This is a genomic window from Streptomyces sp. NPDC088097, from assembly GCF_044741845.1.
In the GTDB taxonomy this organism is placed as follows: domain Bacteria; phylum Actinomycetota; class Actinomycetes; order Streptomycetales; family Streptomycetaceae; genus Streptomyces.
The window spans coordinates 763,105-781,813 of sequence record NZ_JBIUTJ010000002.1 but is presented as its reverse complement, the minus strand read 5'-3'; the positions used below and the strand labels follow the sequence as shown (position 1 = coordinate 781,813).

Sequence of the window (18,709 nt, the reverse complement as noted above, 5' to 3'; positions counted from 1 at the left end):
GCCAACAACGCGCAGCCACCGCCCGATTCACCCTCCCGAGCGGACGCTCCGGGCGACTCTCGGAAGCTGATCCACCCGTGAACGCCGTGGTCGGCCGCGGGGAAAGTATGCTCGCCCAATGTCTGACACCACGGAAACCACACCCGGCTGGCTGAGCACGGACGAGCTGGAAACGGCTCGGGCCCGGATGCCGATCCTGTACGTGGAGGCCGTGCCCGTACGCGTAGACGACAGCGGCGAAGTCACCAGCATCGGGCTGCTGTTGCGCATCGGGCCGGACGGCACGGTCAGCCGGACCCTGGTGTCCGGGCGGGTCCTGCACCACGAGCGGGTGCGTGACGCGTTGTTGCGCCACTTGGAGAAGGACCTCGGTCCGGTCGCCCTGCCCCACGTTCCCGCTTCCCTGCAGCCCTTCACCGTCGCCGAGTACTTCCCCACGGTGGGCGTGAGCTCGTACCACGACCCGCGCCAGCACGCCGTGGCGCTCGCCTACGTCGTCCCCGTGACCGGCGACTGCCGCCCCCGCCAGGACGCCCTCGACCTGGTCTGGTTCAGTCCGCAGGAGGCGGCCTCCCAGGCCCTGCAGAGCGAGATGCCAGGCGGGGCCGGGGTGCTGCTGAGGCAGGCACTCGCGTACGTCGGGCACACGTACTGACGGCACCCGCGCCGGGTCGTCCGGGCGGGCGGGAAGGACCCCGTCCGCCCGTGTGCGGGTGTTCGAGTCAGCCGGTATCGTCCTTTACGTGCCATCCGCCCGAAATTCCGCGGTGCACCGGGCGGCCGCCACGGCCGCCCTCGTCCTCCTGGCCGGCGCGCTCCCGGCGCCCGCCGTCGCTTCCGCGGAGCAGCAGGTGCAGCAGGTGCGGGGCGACCGGGCCGCGCGGTTCGTCCCGGGCCCGTGTCCCGCGACGTCCGGGCCGGTCGCCGTACCGGCCGGCGCGCGCTGCGGCTTCCTGGAGATACCCGAGAACCGCTCGCGCAAGGCCGGCCGCACGATCCGGTTGGCCGTCGCGATCGTTCCCGCCGCCTCACCGCGGCCCGCCGAGGACCCCGTGGTGTACATGGCGGGCGGCCCCGGGGGCGACGCCTTCGGTGACATCCCCTTCCTGGTCGACGCCGGCCTCAACCGCGACCGCGAGCTGATCGTCATGGCCCAGCGCGGGAACCTCCACTCGCAGCCCGACCTCGCCTGCCCGGAGATCGACCGGATCTCCGCTCGGGTGGTGGGGCTGCGCTACGACGACCCGTCCGCGCGGAGCCTGATGCTACGGGCCGCCAAGGAGTGCCGGGACCGCCTCACGGCCGACGGAACCGACCTGGGCGCCTACAACACCACCGAGAACGCTGCGGACTTCGCCGACCTGCGCACGGCGCTGCGCATCCCCCGGTGGAACGTCTACGGGTACTCCTACGGGACCGACCTCGCGCTCACCTACCTGCGCGAGCACCCCGAGGGGATCCGTGCGGTGGCGCTCGACTCGGTCACGCCTCCGCAGACCGTGAGCCTGCCGTGGACGTGGAGCAGCGCCGGGGAGGGCATCGACACCGTCCTCGGGGCGTGCGCGGCGGAGCCCCGGTGCGGGAGCCGGTACCCGGACGTCGCCCGTACCCTCGCGCAGCAGGTGCGCAGGCTGGAGGAACACCCCCTGACCCTCGACGCGGCCCCGCCGGGCGGCGGGAAGCCCGTGAAGGTGGTCCTCGACGGCGGGGCGCTGCTGAACCTGTTGGTCGCCAACGCCGTCCCGGCGGCCGAGGTCCCGGCCGCCCTCGACGAACTCGCCCACGGGCGGCCCGAGCGCTTCGCGCGGGCACGGGCCGCCACCGCCCGTCCCGCCGTCGGCGAGACCGCGCACGGTCTGACCGAATCGGTGGCGTGCGGCGAATGGATTCGCGGGCACGCGGAGTCCGACGTGTTGGCGGCGGGGCGTCGCGCTTTCCCCGGCTGGCCGGACACGGTCCTGGCCCAGGCACCACAACTTCCGTTCCAGCACGAGGTGTGCCGGATCTGGAACGTCCCGGACCGCACCGCCTCCCAGCGCGTGGTCCCCGTCAGCTCGGTGCCGACGCTCATCGTCTCGGGGACGTACGACGCGAAGACCGGGGCGAGTTGGGGGGCTCGTACGGCGAAGACCCTGTCCCGTTCGACCGTCGTGCGGATCCCCGGCGTCGGGCACTTCGTCGTGCCCCAATCGCCGTGCGCGCAAGAGGTGCTGGCGTCGTTCCTCGCCCGTCCCACCGCGCCCGACACCACCTGTGTGGCGGGCCTCAAGCCGAAGCCGTTCACGATCGGCTCGAAGTGACCGGAGGCCCGATGGCACCCACCGATGCGCCCCGCTCCCACCACCGCCCCCGCCGCGCCGTACGCGGTCGCCACGTCGTGTCGGCCGGGTTGGCGACCGGCATCCTCGTCACCGGCCTGGTGGCGGCGGTACCCGCCCACGGCGCGGGCGACGCCGCCGGCGCCCGTGCGGCGGCGATCGGCGCCGTTCCCGGGGTCGCGGGTGACGCCCACTACGCGCCCGGCCCCTGTCCGACCACGCCGGAGCCGGACCCCGACCTCAAGGAAGCCCACTGCGGGACGCTCACCGTGCCCGAGGACCGCCGCGAGCCGGACGGCCACACGATCACCCTCGGAGTGGCGGTCGTGCCGGCGGCCACGGACAAGCCGAAGCCGGATCCCGTCGTCTGGTTGGCCGGCGGTCCGGGGGACGACGCCGTCTCGGAGATCCCGATGGCGATCGGCGGCGGACTCAACCGCGCGACGTGATCTTCATGTCGCAGCGCGGAACGTACTCGGCCGATCCGGCGCTGACCTGCCCCGGCGTCGACGAGTTCACCGCGCGCTCGGTCGGCCTCGTCTACGACGCGCCGTCCACCGGGCGGCTGCACGTGGACGCCACCCGGGCCTGTCGCGACCGTCTGACGGGCCTGGGGGCGGACCTCGGCGCCTACGACAGCTCCGAGAGCGCCGCGGACTACGCGGATCTGCGCGTCGCGCTGGGCCTGGCGCGGTGGAACGTGTTCGGCATCTCCTACGGCACCGACCTGGCCCTGATCTACCTGCGCGAGCACCCGGAGGGCATCCGGTCCGTCCGTTGGCATCGACGGCGTCCTGCCCCCGTCCACGGCCGGGCCCGCCCTGACCTGGGCCAGTGCCCGACAGGGTTTCGACGGCCTGTTCCAGGCGTGCGCGCGACAGCCCGCCTGCGAGCGCCGCTACCCGAACCTGTCGGCGCGCTTCGACCACCTCGTCCGTGAACTGGAGGCCCGACCGGTCACCACCTCCGTCCGGGTTCCGGGTCGCCCGGAGCCGGTGAAGGTCGTACTGGACGGCGGGACCCTGGTGAACTGGCTGACCTCCGCGACCCACCTGGCCGCCGGCGTGCCCCGTTCCCTCGACGAGCTGGACCACGGCGATCCGCGGCGGATCGCCGAACAGTGGGCGGCCGGCAAGCTCGGCCCCCAGGCCGTCGGCCGGATCGCGCACGGGCTCGCGTACGGGGTCTTCTGCCGCGAGTGGGTGCCCTTCGAGAGCCCGGCCGAGGTGCTGCGGGCCGGCCGGCAGGCTTTCCCGACCTTCCCGCGTTCGGTCCAGGCGCAGGCCCCCCAGCTCCCGTTCCTCCACGAGGACTGCGACGCCTGGAAGGTTCCCGCCGCGCCGCGCTCGGTCCGCGACGTCACGCGCAGCGATGTCCCGGCCCTCGTCCTGTCGGCCGGGTTCGACGCCCAGACCGGGGCGGACAGCGGCGCGTACGCCGCCCGCACGTTGAGCCGGTCCACGGTCGTCACCATCCCGTACGTGGCCCACGTCGCCTTCGCGGCGTCCCCGTGCGCACGGGAGATCACCCTCTCGTTCCTCGACTCCCCCACGACCCCGAAGACCGGATGCGTCGGCGCCCTGCGGCCGCCGGAGTTCGAGATCGGTCCGAAGGCCTGAGCCCCGGCTTCCGACGGCTTCGCACGGCCCGCGCGAGCGCTAAGCGGTGACCGGTGCCACCGGAGTGACGGTGAAGCGGTTCGAGCAGACCTGGAAGGACGTGTTGAGGACGGCCGCCTCCTTGGAGGCCGGCGGGTAGACCTTCAGGAACGTGCCCTTCGGCAGGCACGGGCCCCCGATGGGCCCGTTCGTCGTGTGGAGCGTGGCCGTCGCACTGCGCCCGGGCGCCAACGAGACCGGGGCGGCCGTCTGGCCGTCCCGGTCGGCTGGGGTCCCGATCTGCCGGTGCGCTCCGTCCAGCACGCTCACGCCCGGGTAGCCGAGCAGGGTGCACGGGCGGGTGCCGACGTTGGTGAACAGGAGCGGCACGTACAACTGTCCCGCTCCGACGTCGGGCGCCCCGGCGGACACGCGCAGGGTCGCGAGCGCGCACGTGCTCTCGCGCGCGAGTGGAGCGGCGGCGGCCGCCGCCGGACCGACGCTCAGCATCGTGGCCCCGACGGCCAGGGACAGCAGGGCGGGAATCGCCGTTCGCGCGGACGTCACCATGACTTGACTCACCCCGATCGACCGGCTGACTCGAACGTCAGCTCAGGTGGTTGTTGTGCGTCACGTCTACCCACAGCGGGCGTCCGCAAGCGGGGTGTTCGCACCGCGGACGATCTCGGGGCACGAAAGAGCCCGGAGACGGCGCGGCGAACGCGCTGTCTCCGGGCTCCTGTTCGTCAGACCGCGGCGGGCGCGGAGGCGTGCGCCGCCAGCTGGGCAATGACGTCGGTCAGCTGGGCGACGACCTCGGCGTCGTCGGCCGGGTGGAGTTCGGCGAAGCGGGTCACGGAGCCGGGGATGGACAGCTTGACGTCCTCCAGGACGGCGCCACCGGCGATGCCGGCGACCTTGCGGGCGTCGTCCTGGGCCCACACGCCGCCGAACTGGCCGTAGGCGGTGCCGACCACGGCGACCGACTTGCCGGAGAGGGCGCCGGAGCCGTACGGGCGCGACAGCCAGTCGATGGCGTTCTTCAGGACGGCCGGCATCGTGCCGTTGTACTCGGGCGAGAAGAGGAGGAAGGCGTCGACCTGACCGGCGGCCTCGCGCAGGGCGGCGGCGGCGGCCGGAACGTCACCCGCGACGTCGAGGTCCTCGTTGTAGAACGGTACGTCGGCCAGGCCTTCGAAGACGGTGATCTCCACGCCCTCGGGGGCGTGCTTGACCGCGGCCTCGGCGAGCTGACGGTTGTGGGAGCCGGCGCGGAGGCTGCCGACGAGGGCGAGGATACGAACAGACATGGGAGCTCCTGATAAGTGCGTACGGGACTCAAGGACGGCACGAGCGGCACAACCGGACCGAGGTCCGTTTAAAGTTGTACCACCTATCCGGACCGCGGTCCACTTGTTCCCGGTCGAAGCTACCCTGAAGACATGACCGGCTCCGTCCCACCCTTCACTCCCCCGGCCGACGCCCATTACGGACCGGCCGATCTCACCCTGACTCCCGTCGGCGAGGCGCCCGCGCTGCGCGCCGACGCCGCACGCAACCGCACCCGCCTGCTGGAGGCCGCCTTCGAGCTGATGGGGAGCTGCGGGGCGGCCGCCCTGACCATGGAAGCGGTGGCCACCGCGGCCGGCGTCGGCAAGGGAACCGTCTTCCGGCGGTTCGGAGACCGCACCGGGCTCCTGATCGCGCTGCTCGACCACCGCGAGGAACTGTTCCAGGGCGCCTTCCTCTCGGGGCCCCCGCCGCTGGGACCCGACGCGCCCGCCCTGGAGCGATTGCACGCCTTCGGCCCGGCTACGGTCCGCCACGACCGCGACCACCACGAGCTGATCCTGGCGGCCCGCACCGATCCCCGGCGCAACCACACGGTCCCGGCGGCCCGCCTGCGCCTGACCCACGTCACGATGCTGCTGCGGCAGGCTCACACGGACGGCGACGCCGCCCTCCTCGCGCACACGCTGCTCGGGTACCTGGACACCGCCCTCGTCCACCACCTGATCTGCGAGCAGTCCATGCCCGTGGAGCGGTTGGAGGCCGGCTGGCACGACCTCGTCCACCGGATGGTCCCGGAGCCCGTGGCGCCCCCCGGCTCGGCGTAGGGCCCCTCCCGAAAGAATCCCCGTGGGATCCTCGGCAGGGCTCGGACCGCCCGACGCCCGATCGCCCTGTGAGGAACCCCCATGACCGTGCCCGCGTTACCGACCCGCCACGCCCTCCTGCCCGACCGTGGGCGTTCCCGCGCCGTGCTCGTCGGGTGCGACGCCGACACGGGCAGCCGGCCGTCCCTCGGGGGGCCCGAGAATCTGACGGCCGCTCTGGCGACGGCGCTCACCCCGGGCGGCCCCGGCGGAGCCTTCCGCCGGGGGAACACCAGAGTGCTACGGGGGCCCCGGCGGCCGGCCGACGTACTCGACGCCCTCCGGCGCGCCGCCGAGGAGGCTTCGGACGTGCTGCTGTTCTCGTACGCCGGAAGCGGCTTCCTCCAAGACGGCGGGCTCGCCCTCGGCGTCACGGAGACCGACCCGCTGCGCCCGGCCGACACGGGCGTCGACCTCGATGCCGTCGCCGAGATCATGCGCGCCTCTCGCGCGGCCCGCCCCCTCATCGTGCTCGATTGCGACCACGCGGCCCCGGCCACGGCCCGGTTCACGGGAACGGCCGGCGCGCCGGCGGTGATGGCCGCCGACTCGTCGAGTTTCCGGCCCATGGCGGACCACTTCACCGAGACCCTCGTGGAGGGCCTGACCCACGGGGTGCAGGACGGGCCGGAGGTGCTGGACCTGGCGACGCTCCAGAACGCGGTGGAGGCGGCCTACACCCTGATCCGCTACCACGTGGAGAACGAGCACATCGGCGGCCCCGCCCGCGTCCTGCGGTCCGGCGGGCGCGAACTGGCCCTGGGCGTCAATCCCGCCTTCGGACGGACCCTCGCCCGCGCGCTGCCCCCGCACCCGGACGTCGTCGACGCGCAGGAGGCCTGGTGATTCCCCGGCGTCAGGCCGACGGGTGGTGGGGCCCGGCCGGGCAGGCCGACACCCGGTCGCCGGCGGGACGGGCCGACAGCGGCGGGAAGGCGAGGCCGGTCGGCGTGTTGAGGCCGGTGGCCGGGAGGGTGACCTGGTCGCCGCCCGTCTCGCGGACCCGTACGACCCGATTGTTGAAGCCGTCGGCCACGTACAGGCCGCCGCAGCCGTCGAGCGCCAGTCCCAGCGGGTCGCTCAGGCCGGTGGTGGGCACCGTGCTCTGCGCTCCGCCGCCCGCGGCCAGCCGCACCACGCGGTTGTTCCCGCTGTCGGAGACGTACAGGTCGCCCGCGGCGTTCAGGGCGAGCCCGGTGGGCTGGGAGAGTCCGACGGTGGGCACGGTGCTCTGACCGCTCCCGTCGCCGGCGATCCGGACGATCCGGTCGTTGACGAAGTCGGAGACGTACAGGTCCCCGTCCGGCTCCAGCGCCAGCCCCCAGGGGTGCAGCAGGCCCGTCGTCGGGACGGTGGTCTGGCCGCTGCCGTCGGCGGGGACCTTCACGACGCGGTCGTTGAAGCTGTCCGCGACGTACAGGTCGCCGGCGGAGTCGACGGCGAGGCCCAATGGGCGCGACAGCCCGGTGGTGGGCACGGTCGACTGCCCGCCGCCCGGGGCCAGTTTCACGACGCGGTTGTTGCCCGTGTCGGAGACGTAGAGGTCGCCGGCGGAGTCCCAGGCCATGCCGGTCGGGCGCACGAGGCCGTCGAGCGGGACGGTCGTCTGCTCGCCGCCGGCCGCGGGCAGGACGACGACCCGGTTGTTGCCGTAGTCGGACACGTAGAGCGGCGGACCCACGGGGGAACTCGCGCCCGCCGGCGCGGTCGGGAGGGCGCAGAGGACGAGCAGACCCGTCACGGCCGCCAGCCGCCGGGCCCATCCGGTCCGCGTACGGTCCCGCGCGCCCGTGGGCGCGCCCGCCGTCGCCGTACGCTCCGCCGCCGTACGCTCCGTCATCGTGTTTCGGTTGGTCATGTGTTGTTCCATCGTCGCGCGCTCCACGGCTCACCCACCTGTTCCGGGCGACCGGCCCGCTGCCGTTCGACCCCGGTCAACCGCCGACCCTAGGGAGCGGCGGGGGTGGAGGGGGGAGCCACGCCCTCGGCCGTCGCGGCGGCCACTCCAATGCGCCGACGGGCGAGGTGGACGGTGATGTCGGCCGCGATCTCGACCGTCTGCGGCAACACCCGGCCGATCCGCGCGAGCGCCTGCTCGCGCTGCGGGGCCGGCAGGACGAGATAGGCGGAGACCGTCGAGAGGTAGCCGACGTACGCCTGCGCACTCGTCGTCAAGCGATCCGCGATCACCTCCTGTTGGACGTCGGTGAACCACTCGGACCGTCGCAGTTCCGTACCCGGCCACTGCATGGCGTCCTCGGGGGGCGTCCCGTCCGGTGAGGGAACCTCGTGGCTCTCCAGGAACGGCGCCCGCGCCGCGCGGACGGCTTCCTCCACGTCCGGGTCGGCGAGTCGGACCGGACCCCCGAACGAGGCGAACACCCCGCCCGGCTCCAGGAGCGCGGCCACGCGCGCCCACCGACCCTCCGGGGCCGTCCAGTGCAGCGACGCCGCCGCGTAGACCAGCCCGTACGCCTCGCCCGGGGCCGGCCGCAACTCCTCGAACGCGGCCCGCCTCGTCCGGACGTCCGCCGGCACGTGTCTGCGCAGCTCGGCGAGCATGGCCGCGTCGGGCTCGGTCGCGGTGAGGGTGAGCCCCCGGCCGGCGAAGAGGCGGCTCGCCTTGCCCGTGCCGGCGCCGATCTCCAGGGCGGTCCGGAGCGGGTGGCCCGCGTACGCCGTCACCCGGTCGAACAGCTCCGGGGGGTATCCCGGCCGGAACCGTTCGTACGCGTCCGCCATCGCTCCGAAACTCAGGGCGCGTTCAGTCATGCCGGGCATCCTGACACGATCGGGGCACGGTCCGGGCGCGATCCGGGCCGTCAGCGCCCGGCCCCCGCGCGCGACCCGTCGGGGTCGGCCGTCGTGAGGAGAGCGGCGACCCGCCGCGCCGTCCTCTCCCCCGCCCGCTGCTTGATCAGCCCCTCCTTCGCCGCTCCCCGGACCGACACCGCGGTGCCGCCCTGGCCGCCGGCGGTCAGCGTCACCGTGACCAGGACCGGGTTCATCTTCCCGAAGCCGCCTCCGATGACGGCCCTGACCACCCGCCGGACGGTCGGGTCCGCTCCGCGGGCGGCCCGCCGGGGGCTGCCGAGCCGGGCCAGGACACCCGACACGTGCCGTGTGGCCGCGTCCAGGGGGGCGGCCAGGGTCAGGGGCACCTCGTGCACGTTCTTCCTCAGCCGCTCCGCCGCGAAGCGGGCACCGAACCGACCGCCGCTCCCGCCGCCCCCACCGCCGCGAGGGCCTCCGCCAGGATCCGGTCCTCGTCGTCGATCACGGCGACAGGGTAGCCCGCGACGGCGTCCGTCCCGCCGGGCGCGGGCACGGGCGCGGGCGCGGGCGCGGAGGGGTGGTGCGGGGGTCAGCCGCCCTCGGCGGAGAAGTGCTGGTGGTCGGGAGGGGTCCAGCGGCCGCCCCAGTACCAGCCCTCCTCCCGGAAGGCCCGGGTCACGACGTTCTCCGGGGTGATCATCCCGGGGCGCAGGCGGTCGCGGTCGAGGTACGTTCGGCCGTTCGGGGGATGGCTGGTGCCCTGGACGTCGACGTACGGGTTCTCGACCGGGTTGATGTCGACGGCGTCGCCCCAGGCGTGCCGTGACACCCGCCCGGGGTCACCGGTGACCTGCCGGCAGTTGAAGGCGGAGGTGTTGTCGTCGGCCATCGCGTCGAGGTCACTGCCGCCGTACTCGGCCGTCACCCGCATGCGGCGGATCGGGAAGCGGGCGGCGTAGGCCTTGCCGAAGACCCGGAGCACGGGCGCGACCACGTCCTCGTGGACCACCAGCTCGCCGCGGTGGACCTTGCCGTCGAAACCCCAGTGGTTCATGCGTACGAGGCGCAGCCGCTCCGGCGGTACGGGGCACCCGGCGCGGTGGGTGGCGCCCAGCTTCTCCGGGGGAACCACGGTGACCCGGGCGGCGAGGGTCCTCGTCTCGGCCTCGGACGCGGCCCGCAGGCGGGCCTCGGGCTTTTCCGCCGCCGTGCAGGACAGCGCGGTGGCGCAGAGCAGGCCGGTCAGGGCGGTGCGGGCGAGGCGATGGCTCACCGCTCCACCGTAGGTTCGCCCGGCCGCCCGGGCATGCCGGTCGCTCAGCGGGCCAAGAGCTCGTCGATGAACCCGTCGGCGTCGAAGGTCTCGGAGCCCGGCGCGATGACGGCGTAGGTCTCGGCGAGGAAGCGGGCCAGGGCCGGGGCGTCGACGAAGAGCACCGCGCCCGCACCCTGCCCGGCGGTGGTGTCGCGCAGCCCGACCCGGACGGCCTCGCCGTCGGCCGTCGGCTGGGGCCGGAAGGTGACGTCGCCCTCGCCCACCGGGCGGTGGAGCCCCTCGGCCAGCATCTGACGGTCGAAGCTCCAGGACGGCAGGACCGCGTCCTGCGTGAAGAACTCCGCCCGCACCGCGTACGGGTCGGCGCGGTCGTAGGAGAAGCGACCGAGGAGCGGAACCCCTTCCCCGACGGCGGCGTGGAGACGGACGGCGATCAGGGCGGACACACAGGACAGCAACACGGACCTCCGGGGGTGGTTGGCTCAGCCGCAGCCGTCTGCCCCTCCTCCGGCGAGCCACACTGCGCCATCCGGACGAACCTCGACGGTGCACCGTCGCGGGCGGGGTGGCGGGGGGCGGCGATGCGTTCAAGCAGCTCCTCGACCTGATCTGACGTCGGGCACCCCCCGAATGGGGGTGGCGATGATTTCCGTCCGGCCGGTCGGTCGTTGTGAGGGCCGGAGAAGGGAGATCCGCCATGTCGGCACCAGGATCCGCGCAGCACCCCACGTCCGAGCTCGACAGCCGCTACAGCTCCGCGCTCCACCCCCGCCCGGGGGCCGCGGACGTCACCGCCACCGAGTGGTCGCGGGCCCTGCGGCTGCTGGAGGCCGCCGAGATCTTCTGGGTGTCCACGGTGCGGCCGGACGGACGGCTGCACGTCACCCCCGTGATCGCCGCCTGGCACGACGGGGTGCTGTACTTCTCGACCGGCGCGAAGGAGCAGAAGGCGCGCAACCTCGCCCACGACGCGCACTGCGCGCTGACCACCGGCGGGAACTCGCTCACCGAGGGCCTCGACCTCGTGGTCGAGGGGGCGGCGAGCGCGGTGTCGGATCGGGCGGTGCTGGAGGAGGTGATCGCGGCGTACGAGGCCAAGTACGGGGCGCACATCACCTCCCCCGAGGGCACCTTCCACGGCATCGGGGACGCGTTCCGCTCGGGGGACGTGGTGGTGTTCGCGGTGGCCCCGGACACGGCGTACGGCTTCGGCCGCGACGACGGGGTCTACAGCCACACGCGGTGGACGTTCTGAGCGGCGCCGCCGCGTCGCGGGAGCGGCGGCGCCGTGAAGGGGCCCGTGCAGCGGCGGCTCAGGGGTGCAGGAGCCGGGTCCAGTCCTGCGGAACGCGGTCGGCCGGCCCCGGGGTCGGCTGGTCAGCCGGGTGGGCCTGCGGGGCCGCCAGTACGGGGCCGGACTCGTACAGTTCGTTCCCGTCGTAGTCCCAGAACCACTCCTCGCCCGGTTCGAAGCTCTGCACCACGGCGTGACCGGTGGCCTTCCAGTGGGCGGTGGCGTGCTGGGCGGGCGAGGAGTCGCAGCAGCCGATGTGGCCGCATTGGGCGCAGCGCCGCAGGTGGAACCACCAGCCGCCGGCCGCGTCGCAGTCGACGCAGCCGTTGCCGGAGGGCGGGACGCTCGGGTCGATGCCGGCCGTGTTCCCCTGGTCGTTGCCGGTGTCGCCGTCGTTGCCGGCGTTGCTGTCGTGGTCGGTCATGCGGGCTCCTCGGTGGTCTCGGACGGTGGGGCGGTCAGGGGCAGCAGGACCTGGAAACGGGTGTCGCCCGGTACGGACTCGACCTGGAGGCTGCCGTGGTGCTTGCTCACGACGATCCGCCAGGAGATGTCCAGGCCGAGTCCGGTGCCCTCGCCGACGGGCTTGGTGGTGAAGAAGGGGTCGAAGATGCGGCTGCGGATGTCCGCCGGGATGCCGGGCCCGGTGTCGCGGAACTCCACGAGCAGCCGGTCCCCCTCCCGTGCGGTGCGGACGGTGAGCGTGCCGTCCTGGCCGGTGCTCCCGATCGCGAAGACGGCGTTGTCGATGAGGTTGGTCCACACCTGGTTGAGTTCGGCCGGATAGGCGGGCACGTCCGGGACGGTGCGGTCGTAGTCCTTGACCACGCGGACCCGGGAGCCGATCTTGCCGGACAGCATCAGCAGGGTGCTGTCGAGGAGTTCGTGGACGTCGACGACCCGGTGCGGGGCCCGGTCGAGCTGCGAGTACTGCTTGGCGGCGTCCACGAGGTGCGAGATGCGGGTCGTGGAGTCCGCGATCTCGTCCATCAACAGCTCGGTCTCGACGGTGTAGTTGAGCCAGCCGATGGCGCCCGGCAGGACCTCCTCGGCCACGGTCGCCGCGACCTGGTCCAGCCAGTCCGTGTCCAGTCCGGCCTGTACGAAGGTCGGTGCGATCCGCCAGCCGTCCGGGATGTCGTGGTCGTCCAGCCAGTCGGCCAGCTCGTCCTCCCGGTCGGACGCCTCCATGGGGCTCAACACCGGCGCCTTGGCGACACGTTCGGCGGTGCGGTCCTGGATCTCGATGAGGTCGGCGATCTGCTCGCGGGAGTAGGAGCCCTGGGCGATGACGGCGAGCTTGTGCCGCATCTTGCCCACGCGTTCCCGTAGCGTCGCGGTCGCCCGGACGGCCGCCGCGGCCGGGTTGTTCAGCTCGTGGGTGAGTCCGGCGGACAACGATCCCAGGGCGAGGAGCCGTTCGCGCTGTCCGATGGCCCGTTGGGTGTTCTTCGACCCGAAGAACAGCCCCTCCAGCAGGTGGGCGGCCATCGGGAACCATTCCCGCATGACGTCCGAGAACGACTGCGAGGGCAGTACGAAGAAACGCGTCGGCTCGGTCACCCGCATCGAGTTGGTGTACGTCTGCGGCACCCGGTCGCCCAGGTAGGCCTGCATGGCCCCCGCGTACACCCCGCGCTGCGAGGTCCGGCTGACCTCCACGTCGTCGGCTCCGACCCGGCGGGACATGACGACGGTGCCCTCGATCATCACGTAGAAGCAGGTGGCCGGATCGCCCTCGGTGTAGACGGGTCCGGGGTCGAACCGTTCCACCCTCCCCTCGGCGCAGAGCCGTCCGAGCTGTTCCGGGGAGAGCTTCTCGAACAGGAACAGCGAGGTGATCTCCTGCGGACTGCAGGGCATGGTCCGTCCGCTCATGACTGCTCCAGGTACCGGTGGACGAGCATCACGGCCATGGCTCCCTCTCCGACGGCGGACGCGACGCGCTTCGCGGATTCGGCGCGCGCGTCGCCCGCCACGAAGACGCCGGGAACGTTGGTCTCCAAGTGGTAGGGCGAGCGGTCCAGTTGCCAGTCTGCCGGCGGTCGCCCGTCGGGTGTGAGGTCGGGCCCGGCCAGGATGAAGCCGTGCGCGTCGCGCAGCACCGTACCGTCCAGCCAGTCCGTCAGGGGGGCGGCGCCGATGAACACGAACATCCATTGCGCGTCGACGAGTTCGCTCGCGCCGCTGTCCACGTCCCGCAGCGTCAGCTGCTCCAGGTGTCCGTCGCCGTGGGCCGCATCGACCACCGTGCGGGCCCGTACGGTGATGTTCGGGGTCTCCTGGATCTGCTGGATCAGGTAGTACGACATCGACGCCGTCAGGGACTCCCCGCGCACCAGCAGGGTGACCGACTTCGCGCTGCGGGCCAGGTACATCGCCGCCTGCCCGGCGGAGTTGGCGCCGCCGACGATGTAGACGTCCTGCCCCTGGCAGGAGGCGGCCTCGGTGAGCGAGGAGCCGTAGTACACGCCGCAGCCGGTGAGGTCGTCGCAGCCCGGCGCGTGGAGCTGCCGGTAGGACACTCCGGTCGCCAGGATGACGCTGTGCGCGGCGATCGCGGAGCCGTCGGAGAAGCGGACGACGCGGGACGCGCCGTTGACCTCCAGCCCCGTGACCTCGCGTGCGGTGAGGATCTCGGCCCCGAACCGGCCGGCCTGGCGGCGGGCGCGGTCGGTGAGCTGTGCGCCGGACACCCCGTCGGGGAAGCCGAGGTAGTTCTCGATGCGGGAGCTCTGGCCGGCCTGCCCCCCGGTCGCCGAGCGCTCGACCAGGACGGTACGCAACCCTTCGGAGGCCCCGTACACGGCGGCGCCGAGTCCGGCCGGGCCGCCGCCGATCACGACGAGGTCGTAGAAGTCGGTGGCCGGGGTCGTGGCGAGGCCCACGTGGGCGGCCAGATCGGGCACCTCCGGCTCGACCAGGACCGTGCCCTGCGGGGTGATCACCAGGGGCAACCGCTGCCCGTCGACCCCGGCGGCTTCCAGCAGTCGCCGTCCCTCGGGCTCGTCGGAGGAGTACCAGCGGTAGGGCACCTGGTTGCGGGCCAGGAACTCCCGGACGTTCGAGGAGGGCGCCGACCAGCGGTGGCCGACCACCTTGGTGATGGGAACGCTCCGGCGGTCGCTGGTGCGCCAGGCGGCGAGGAGGTCGTCCAGGACGGGGTAGAGCTTCTCCTCGGGCGGGTCCCACGGCTTGAGCAGGTAGTGGTCGAGGTCGACGACGTTGATCGCGTCGATGGCCGCGTTGGTGTCGGCGTACGCGGTCAGCAGCACGCGCCGGGCGCCCGGATACACGTTCAGGGCTTGTTCGAGGAACTCGATGCCGTTCATCTGCGGCATGCGGTAGTCGGCCAGGATCACGGCCACCAGGTCGCCGCGCAGCTTGAGCTCGCGCAGCGCCTCCAACGCGGATTCGCCGGACTCGGCGCGGACGATGCGGTGGGTGGCTCCGTAGCGGCGCCGCAGGTCGCGGGCGACGGCGCGGGACACTCCCGGATCGTCGTCCACGGTCAGGATGACGGTCCGCGCGGTGTCGGCGCCCTCTGCCATACGTGTACTTCTCCCGCCCCGAACGGTCTGCATCGGCGGCGCGGCGAGCCGCCCGCCCGGTTCCCGCCCATCGTATGTTCGATCGTTCGAGCCCGCCCCGGGAGGCGACGGACCGCCCGCCATCCGGTCGGGAGGGCGGGGGCGCGTCGCCGCGCCCCGGCCGTCGCGTTGCTCAGCTGGCGGAGCCCGCTGCCGAACCCGTCGTGAGGTCCGCGCCCCAGCGCGCGATCTCGGACGCCAGGTCGAGCGGGCCCGAGCGCAGTTCGGAGTCCGCGGCCAGCCAGTCCTCGCGGGGGACGCGCCACATCAGTTCGAACTCGTTGCCGTCGGGGTCCTTGGCGTAGAAGGACTTCGAGACCAGGTGGTCGGTCGCGCCGACCAGCGAGCCGAGCGCGGTGAGCTTGCGGCCCAGCTCCGCCAGCTCGCCGAGCGTGCCGACCTCCCAGGCCAGGTGGTAGAGGCCGACACGGCCCTGCTCGGGGCCGGGCGCGTCGGCGCCTATGGCGAACAGTCCGAGGTCGTGGTCGTTCAGGCTGCCGGGAGCGCTCAGGAAGGCGGCGCGGCCGGGGATCAGGTGGTCGACCTGGAACCCGAAGACATCGGTGTAGAAGGCGACGGAACGGTCGACGTCGCGGATCCAGAGCACGGCGTGGTTCAGACGGCGGACAGACATGAGACGGAGCTCCCGTGGCTCGAAGGGACTGACTCGACGTGGACCCCTCCACCATACCGTTCAAATTCGAACTACTGCCGGCCGATCCCGGTCACATGGCCGACGGCGCCCCCGCGAGGCGCTCGGAATCCGCTCCTACAGCGCGTCCCACAGATCGGCCTCCTCGAAGCCGAGGGCCCACAGGCCGACGCCGCGCACCCCGTGGCGTGCCAGTACGGCCAGGTGCGTGGCCGCGCCGTTCGCGTCCTGGTACCAGACCTCGTGCCGCTCGCCGTCCGCGTCGACGTACGTGAAGTGCGGCGTGCCCGATGCGGCGTCGAGCGCGTACGGAGCGCCCACCCGGCGTCGTAGCGCCTCGGCCTCCCGTGCCGTCACGTGCGTGGCCCGGGCCTTCGAGCCGACCGTCCAGTTCCACCCGTAGGCGGGCAGGGCCACCTCCAGCTTGTCCCGGGGCACGACCGCGGTGGCGTAGCCGACGAACTCCTCGTACCAGGCCGTCGAGGACAGCGGGCCCGGCGCGGCCAGGGCGTTGTGGAGGTTGTAGCCCATGATGCGCAACCGGTCCGCGACGCGGCCGAGACGGGCGTAGTCGAAGGCCTGCCCCGCGTCCTCGGTGCGGGGCATCACCGTGATCACGCATTGCTTGCGCAGGGCGTGGAGGCGGGCGCAGAGCTCGGTGGTGAGCGTGTTGTAGCCAGTGCGGACCCGTTCGCGCAGGGCGGTGTCCTCGGTCTCCGTCATCCGCTCGTAGTCCAGGTCGAGCCCGTCGTACGCGCGGCTGGTGGCGACGCCGACGAGGGCGTCGACGTGCGCCGTACGGCGGGCCGGGTCTTCCAGCAGATCGACCATGGCGGGGGCGTACAGGCTCTCGGTGACGGTGGGGACGACCTTGACGCCCTCGGCGTGCAGGCCGTCGATGATCCGGCGGTCACCGGCGCCCGTCTCCCGAGTGACCTCGACGCCGGCGCCGCCGTCACCGCCGTCCACGTCCACGTCCGTCGCGTACCAGAAGGGGCTGACGGTGTGGAGCCGGTCCGCGTGGGCGAGGGCGTCCCGGTAGCCGGTCTCTACGTCCCACCAGGGCAGCCAGGCGGACACCGTGCGGGTGGCCTCGGTCCGCGACACGGGAGCGGGTGCGGGGGCGGGGGTGGGCTCGGGGGTCGCCGCCGTGAGGCCGAGGGCGGCGGTCGCGAGGGCGGCGGTGAGCGCGATCTTCATGGTCCCGACCCTGGCGCGCGGCGGGCGCGGGGCCGGCGGCGACGCGGCGGGCAGTCGGGTGGTGGGCCGCCGGGCCGGCGCCGCGGTTCGACCCACGCCCCTACGAGGACGCTCCGAAGTCCGGGAGCGTCAGGGCGCCGGCGGGGTCCAGGGAGAAGCCCGGGTTGTGGGCGACCTCCCAGAGATGGCCGTCGGGGTCGGCGAAGTAGCCGGCGTAGCCGCCGTACGAGGTCGGCGCGGCTCCCTTGGTCACCGTGGCGCCGGCCCGTCCGGCGGCGTCGAGGACGGAGTCGACCTCGGCGGGGGTGCGGGTGTTGTGGGCCAGCACGATGCCTCCGAAGCCGGCGCCGGCGCCGTCGGGCCGACCGGAGTCGCGGGCGAGCTTCTCCCGGTCCCAGAGGACCACCGCGAGGCCGCCGGCCTGGAAGAAGACCGTCTCCTCCACCTCTTGGCCCCGCCAGCCCAGCGCTTCGTAGAACGCCCGGGAGCGTGCGAGGTCGGTGACGGCCAAGGTGATCAGACTGACGCGCTGTTCCATGAGCGGAAATTAACAGGCGTACGCGTCCGGTCCGAGCCCCTTCAACGGCGCGGCTCCTTCTTGTCGCGATGTGGCTTGTCCCGGCGCGGCTTGTCGCGGCGCGGCTTGTCGCGGCGCGGCGCGAACTGTCGTCGGGCGGTGCGCCAGCGCGAGCGCATCTCGGCGACGACGGCGTCCCACTCCCGGCGCACCTCGTCGTCCGCCGGGCGCTGACCGTCCCGGATCCGGCCGAGCTCCTCGTAGACCTCCCGGCCGAGCGCGGCGGACCCGACGAGGACGAGCATCGCCCCGAAGAGCGCGGAGATCAGGGCGAAGACCGCGCCGAGGGCCCCGTAGCTGGTGGCGTAGGAGTTGAAGAGGTGCGGGAGGTAGATGCTCGCGCCGACGGAGTAGCAGGCCGCGAGCACGGCGGCCAGCACGCCGAAGGGCACCAGTTCGCGCCAGGCGAGCCGCTTGGCGGACAGGATCCGGCCGGTGACGACGAGGAAGGCCGCCGCCAGGACGGCTTGGCACGCGGCCGATGTCAGCCCCACCCGCCCCTGGTCGAGGACGGCGCCGATCCAGCCGGTCAGGGCCAGGTAGACGGTGGAGCACAGGATCCACAGCAGCCCGTTCAGCGTGTTGCGCACGCTCAGGGGCTTCAGCTCCCACGCCTGCTCGAAGACCCGTTGCGCGGCCCGCGAGAAGCCCAGCACGGAGATCATCACGAAGATCGTGCCGACGATGCCGACCCCCGTGCTCGTGGCGGGGTCCGCGGTGGAGGCGAACAGGTCGGTGACGGCTTCGGCGCCGCTTCCGGTCAACCCGTAGCGTTCGATGATCTGGCTCGCGACGTCGCGGTTGCCCACCAGGTTGAGCAGGGCGCCGCCGAGGATCGCGAGCGGGATCAGGGCGGTCAACGCGCTGGAGGCCAGCGACATCGACCGGTCGAAGCCGGCGACCTTCTGGAAGCGGTTGACGACGCGGAGCGTGAAGGCCGGTCGCAGCCAGAACGTGAGCGTCCTGGTGAGGCGTTCGCGGTTGACGGCGGCCGTCACACCCTCCTCCGGTCCGGGCGTCCACGACGCCCTGGCGCGCCGCTTACGACGACCCGGGCGCGCGGCCCAGGCCGGTGCGGCCGGCCCGGTGCGGCCCGGCCCAGTGTGGCCCGGACGCCACCGCCGGCCAAGCGCGCCGCGCCGCATCCCCGAAGGGCCGCCGGGTTTTGCCCCGGGTGGGGGGCGCCATCGCCTCGCGCGGCCCCCGGAGCGGGGCGTGGGGGGGGGCGGGGGGGGGGCGCCCCCCCCCCCCGCCGCCCGCGCCCCCCCCCCGG

General features: G+C 73.3%; 22 protein-coding genes. 8 read left to right on the top strand and 14 right to left on the bottom strand.

Going from position 1 to position 18,709, the window contains the following annotated elements; all coding sequences use genetic code 11:
• Positions 1-118 precede the first annotated feature (118 nt).
• The 5 genes from ACIOD1_RS09540 (at position 119) to ACIOD1_RS09520 (ending at position 3,937) form a co-directional block, all read left to right on the top strand.
• On the top strand, positions 119-655 hold the full coding sequence (locus ACIOD1_RS09540) for an NUDIX hydrolase family protein (protein WP_365629980.1): 537 nt from the start codon (positions 119-121) through the stop codon (positions 653-655).
• A gap of 88 nt (positions 656-743) precedes the next feature.
• Positions 744-2,300: an alpha/beta fold hydrolase gene (locus tag ACIOD1_RS09535; RefSeq protein ID WP_401901271.1), complete on the top strand. Its 1,557-nt coding sequence runs from the start codon at positions 744-746 to the stop codon at positions 2,298-2,300.
• Positions 2,301-2,311: 11 nt separating this feature from the next.
• Entirely contained in the window at positions 2,312-2,767 is a 456-nt protein-coding gene (locus tag ACIOD1_RS09530) for a hypothetical protein (protein ID WP_401901269.1), read from the top strand.
• Between the two features lie 5 nt (positions 2,768-2,772).
• The gene (locus ACIOD1_RS09525) at positions 2,773-3,258 is read left to right on the top strand and encodes a hypothetical protein (RefSeq protein WP_401901268.1); all 486 of its coding nucleotides are present in this window, start codon (positions 2,773-2,775) and stop codon (positions 3,256-3,258) included.
• Between the two features lie 55 nt (positions 3,259-3,313).
• The gene (locus tag ACIOD1_RS09520; RefSeq protein WP_401901267.1) at positions 3,314-3,937 is read left to right on the top strand and encodes an alpha/beta hydrolase; all 624 of its coding nucleotides are present in this window, start codon (positions 3,314-3,316) and stop codon (positions 3,935-3,937) included.
• Between the two features lie 39 nt (positions 3,938-3,976).
• Here ACIOD1_RS09520 and ACIOD1_RS09515 read toward each other — a convergent pair whose 3' ends face one another.
• Together ACIOD1_RS09515 and ACIOD1_RS09510 are read right to left on the bottom strand one after the other, a co-directional pair.
• On the bottom strand, positions 3,977-4,486 hold the full coding sequence (locus ACIOD1_RS09515) for a DUF4232 domain-containing protein (RefSeq protein ID WP_365629972.1): 510 nt from the start codon (positions 4,484-4,486) through the stop codon (positions 3,977-3,979).
• Between the two features lie 176 nt (positions 4,487-4,662).
• Entirely contained in the window at positions 4,663-5,226 is a 564-nt protein-coding gene (locus ACIOD1_RS09510) for an NAD(P)H-dependent oxidoreductase (protein ID WP_365629969.1), read from the bottom strand.
• A 132-nt stretch (positions 5,227-5,358) separates the two neighbouring features.
• On the opposite strand from ACIOD1_RS09510, the gene ACIOD1_RS09505 reads away from it, so the two are divergent.
• Both ACIOD1_RS09505 and ACIOD1_RS09500 read left to right on the top strand, forming a co-directional pair.
• Entirely contained in the window at positions 5,359-6,033 is a 675-nt protein-coding gene (locus tag ACIOD1_RS09505; protein WP_401901265.1) for a TetR/AcrR family transcriptional regulator, read from the top strand.
• An 87-nt stretch (positions 6,034-6,120) separates the two neighbouring features.
• Positions 6,121-6,918, top strand: a complete 798-nt coding sequence (locus tag ACIOD1_RS09500; protein WP_401901263.1) for a hypothetical protein — start codon at positions 6,121-6,123, stop codon at positions 6,916-6,918.
• Between the two features lie 10 nt (positions 6,919-6,928).
• On the opposite strand, the gene ACIOD1_RS09495 is transcribed toward ACIOD1_RS09500, so the two are convergent.
• The 5 genes from ACIOD1_RS09495 to ACIOD1_RS09475 all read right to left on the bottom strand — a co-directional run bounded on the left by ACIOD1_RS09495 (position 6,929) and on the right by ACIOD1_RS09475 (position 10,569).
• The gene (locus ACIOD1_RS09495; protein WP_401901262.1) at positions 6,929-7,930 is read right to left on the bottom strand and encodes an SMP-30/gluconolactonase/LRE family protein; all 1,002 of its coding nucleotides are present in this window, start codon (positions 7,928-7,930) and stop codon (positions 6,929-6,931) included.
• 89 nt (positions 7,931-8,019) lie between these two features.
• Complete coding sequence (locus tag ACIOD1_RS09490) at positions 8,020-8,844, bottom strand: class I SAM-dependent methyltransferase (RefSeq protein WP_401901261.1); 825 nt, start codon at positions 8,842-8,844, stop codon at positions 8,020-8,022.
• A gap of 50 nt (positions 8,845-8,894) precedes the next feature.
• Complete coding sequence (locus ACIOD1_RS09485; RefSeq protein WP_401901260.1) at positions 8,895-9,242, bottom strand: hypothetical protein; 348 nt, start codon at positions 9,240-9,242, stop codon at positions 8,895-8,897.
• A gap of 194 nt (positions 9,243-9,436) precedes the next feature.
• Positions 9,437-10,120, bottom strand: coding sequence for a M15 family metallopeptidase (locus tag ACIOD1_RS09480; RefSeq protein WP_365629951.1), 684 nt, complete (start codon positions 10,118-10,120; stop codon positions 9,437-9,439).
• Positions 10,121-10,164: 44 nt separating this feature from the next.
• Complete coding sequence (locus ACIOD1_RS09475; RefSeq protein WP_365629948.1) at positions 10,165-10,569, bottom strand: SsgA family sporulation/cell division regulator; 405 nt, start codon at positions 10,567-10,569, stop codon at positions 10,165-10,167.
• A gap of 251 nt (positions 10,570-10,820) precedes the next feature.
• Between ACIOD1_RS09475 and ACIOD1_RS09470 the strand changes: the two genes are divergently transcribed.
• Positions 10,821-11,378 carry a pyridoxamine 5'-phosphate oxidase family protein gene (locus tag ACIOD1_RS09470; protein ID WP_365629945.1) on the top strand — a complete coding sequence of 186 codons (558 nt, stop codon included), beginning with the start codon at positions 10,821-10,823 and terminating at the stop codon, positions 11,376-11,378.
• Positions 11,379-11,436: 58 nt separating this feature from the next.
• On the opposite strand, the gene ACIOD1_RS09465 is transcribed toward ACIOD1_RS09470, so the two are convergent.
• The 7 genes from ACIOD1_RS09465 to ACIOD1_RS09435 form a co-directional block, all read right to left on the bottom strand.
• The gene (locus ACIOD1_RS09465) at positions 11,437-11,841 is read right to left on the bottom strand and encodes a UBP-type zinc finger domain-containing protein (protein ID WP_365629942.1); all 405 of its coding nucleotides are present in this window, start codon (positions 11,839-11,841) and stop codon (positions 11,437-11,439) included.
• Positions 11,838-13,295 carry an ATP-binding protein gene (locus ACIOD1_RS09460; RefSeq protein ID WP_401901258.1) on the bottom strand — a complete coding sequence of 486 codons (1,458 nt, stop codon included), beginning with the start codon at positions 13,293-13,295 and terminating at the stop codon, positions 11,838-11,840. Before ACIOD1_RS09460 ends, ACIOD1_RS09465 begins: the two co-directional genes overlap by 4 nt.
• Positions 13,292-14,968, bottom strand: a complete 1,677-nt coding sequence (locus tag ACIOD1_RS09455; protein ID WP_365629937.1) for an FAD-dependent oxidoreductase — start codon at positions 14,966-14,968, stop codon at positions 13,292-13,294. The genes ACIOD1_RS09460 and ACIOD1_RS09455 overlap by 4 nt, the downstream gene beginning before the upstream one ends.
• A 172-nt stretch (positions 14,969-15,140) precedes the next feature.
• Positions 15,141-15,641, bottom strand: a complete 501-nt coding sequence (locus ACIOD1_RS09450) for a VOC family protein (RefSeq protein WP_401901255.1) — start codon at positions 15,639-15,641, stop codon at positions 15,141-15,143.
• 135 nt (positions 15,642-15,776) lie between these two features.
• A complete protein-coding gene (locus ACIOD1_RS09445) occupies positions 15,777-16,859 on the bottom strand; it encodes a glycosyl hydrolase family 18 protein (RefSeq protein WP_401901254.1) in 1,083 nt (360 codons plus the stop codon).
• Positions 16,860-16,959: 100 nt separating this feature from the next.
• Entirely contained in the window at positions 16,960-17,397 is a 438-nt protein-coding gene (locus ACIOD1_RS09440) for a VOC family protein (protein ID WP_401901252.1), read from the bottom strand.
• Between the two features lie 41 nt (positions 17,398-17,438).
• Positions 17,439-18,434, bottom strand: a complete 996-nt coding sequence (locus ACIOD1_RS09435) for a YhjD/YihY/BrkB family envelope integrity protein (RefSeq protein WP_401901250.1) — start codon at positions 18,432-18,434, stop codon at positions 17,439-17,441.
• Positions 18,435-18,709 lie beyond the last annotated feature (275 nt).

Excerpts from the sequence above, each read along its gene's own strand:
- ACIOD1_RS09540 (WP_365629980.1), top strand. The coding sequence starts at position 119 with ATGTCTGACACCACGGAAACCACACCCGGCTGGCTGAGCACGGACGAG.
- ACIOD1_RS09530 (WP_401901269.1), top strand. The coding sequence starts at position 2,312 with ATGGCACCCACCGATGCGCCCCGCTCCCACCACCGCCCCCGCCGCGCC.
- ACIOD1_RS09525 (WP_401901268.1), top strand. The coding sequence starts at position 2,773 with ATGTCGCAGCGCGGAACGTACTCGGCCGATCCGGCGCTGACCTGCCCC.
- ACIOD1_RS09515 (WP_365629972.1), bottom strand. The coding sequence starts at position 4,486 with ATGGTGACGTCCGCGCGAACGGCGATTCCCGCCCTGCTGTCCCTGGCC.
- ACIOD1_RS09510 (WP_365629969.1), bottom strand. The coding sequence starts at position 5,226 with ATGTCTGTTCGTATCCTCGCCCTCGTCGGCAGCCTCCGCGCCGGCTCC.
- ACIOD1_RS09505 (WP_401901265.1), top strand. The coding sequence starts at position 5,359 with ATGACCGGCTCCGTCCCACCCTTCACTCCCCCGGCCGACGCCCATTAC.
- ACIOD1_RS09495 (WP_401901262.1), bottom strand. The coding sequence starts at position 7,930 with ATGACCAACCGAAACACGATGACGGAGCGTACGGCGGCGGAGCGTACG.
- ACIOD1_RS09490 (WP_401901261.1), bottom strand. The coding sequence starts at position 8,844 with ATGACTGAACGCGCCCTGAGTTTCGGAGCGATGGCGGACGCGTACGAA.
- ACIOD1_RS09470 (WP_365629945.1), top strand. The coding sequence starts at position 10,821 with ATGTCGGCACCAGGATCCGCGCAGCACCCCACGTCCGAGCTCGACAGC.
- ACIOD1_RS09465 (WP_365629942.1), bottom strand. The coding sequence starts at position 11,841 with ATGACCGACCACGACAGCAACGCCGGCAACGACGGCGACACCGGCAAC.
- ACIOD1_RS09460 (WP_401901258.1), bottom strand. The coding sequence starts at position 13,295 with ATGAGCGGACGGACCATGCCCTGCAGTCCGCAGGAGATCACCTCGCTG.
- ACIOD1_RS09455 (WP_365629937.1), bottom strand. The coding sequence starts at position 14,968 with ATGGCAGAGGGCGCCGACACCGCGCGGACCGTCATCCTGACCGTGGAC.
- ACIOD1_RS09450 (WP_401901255.1), bottom strand. The coding sequence starts at position 15,641 with ATGTCTGTCCGCCGTCTGAACCACGCCGTGCTCTGGATCCGCGACGTC.
- ACIOD1_RS09445 (WP_401901254.1), bottom strand. The coding sequence starts at position 16,859 with ATGAAGATCGCGCTCACCGCCGCCCTCGCGACCGCCGCCCTCGGCCTC.
- ACIOD1_RS09440 (WP_401901252.1), bottom strand. The coding sequence starts at position 17,397 with ATGGAACAGCGCGTCAGTCTGATCACCTTGGCCGTCACCGACCTCGCA.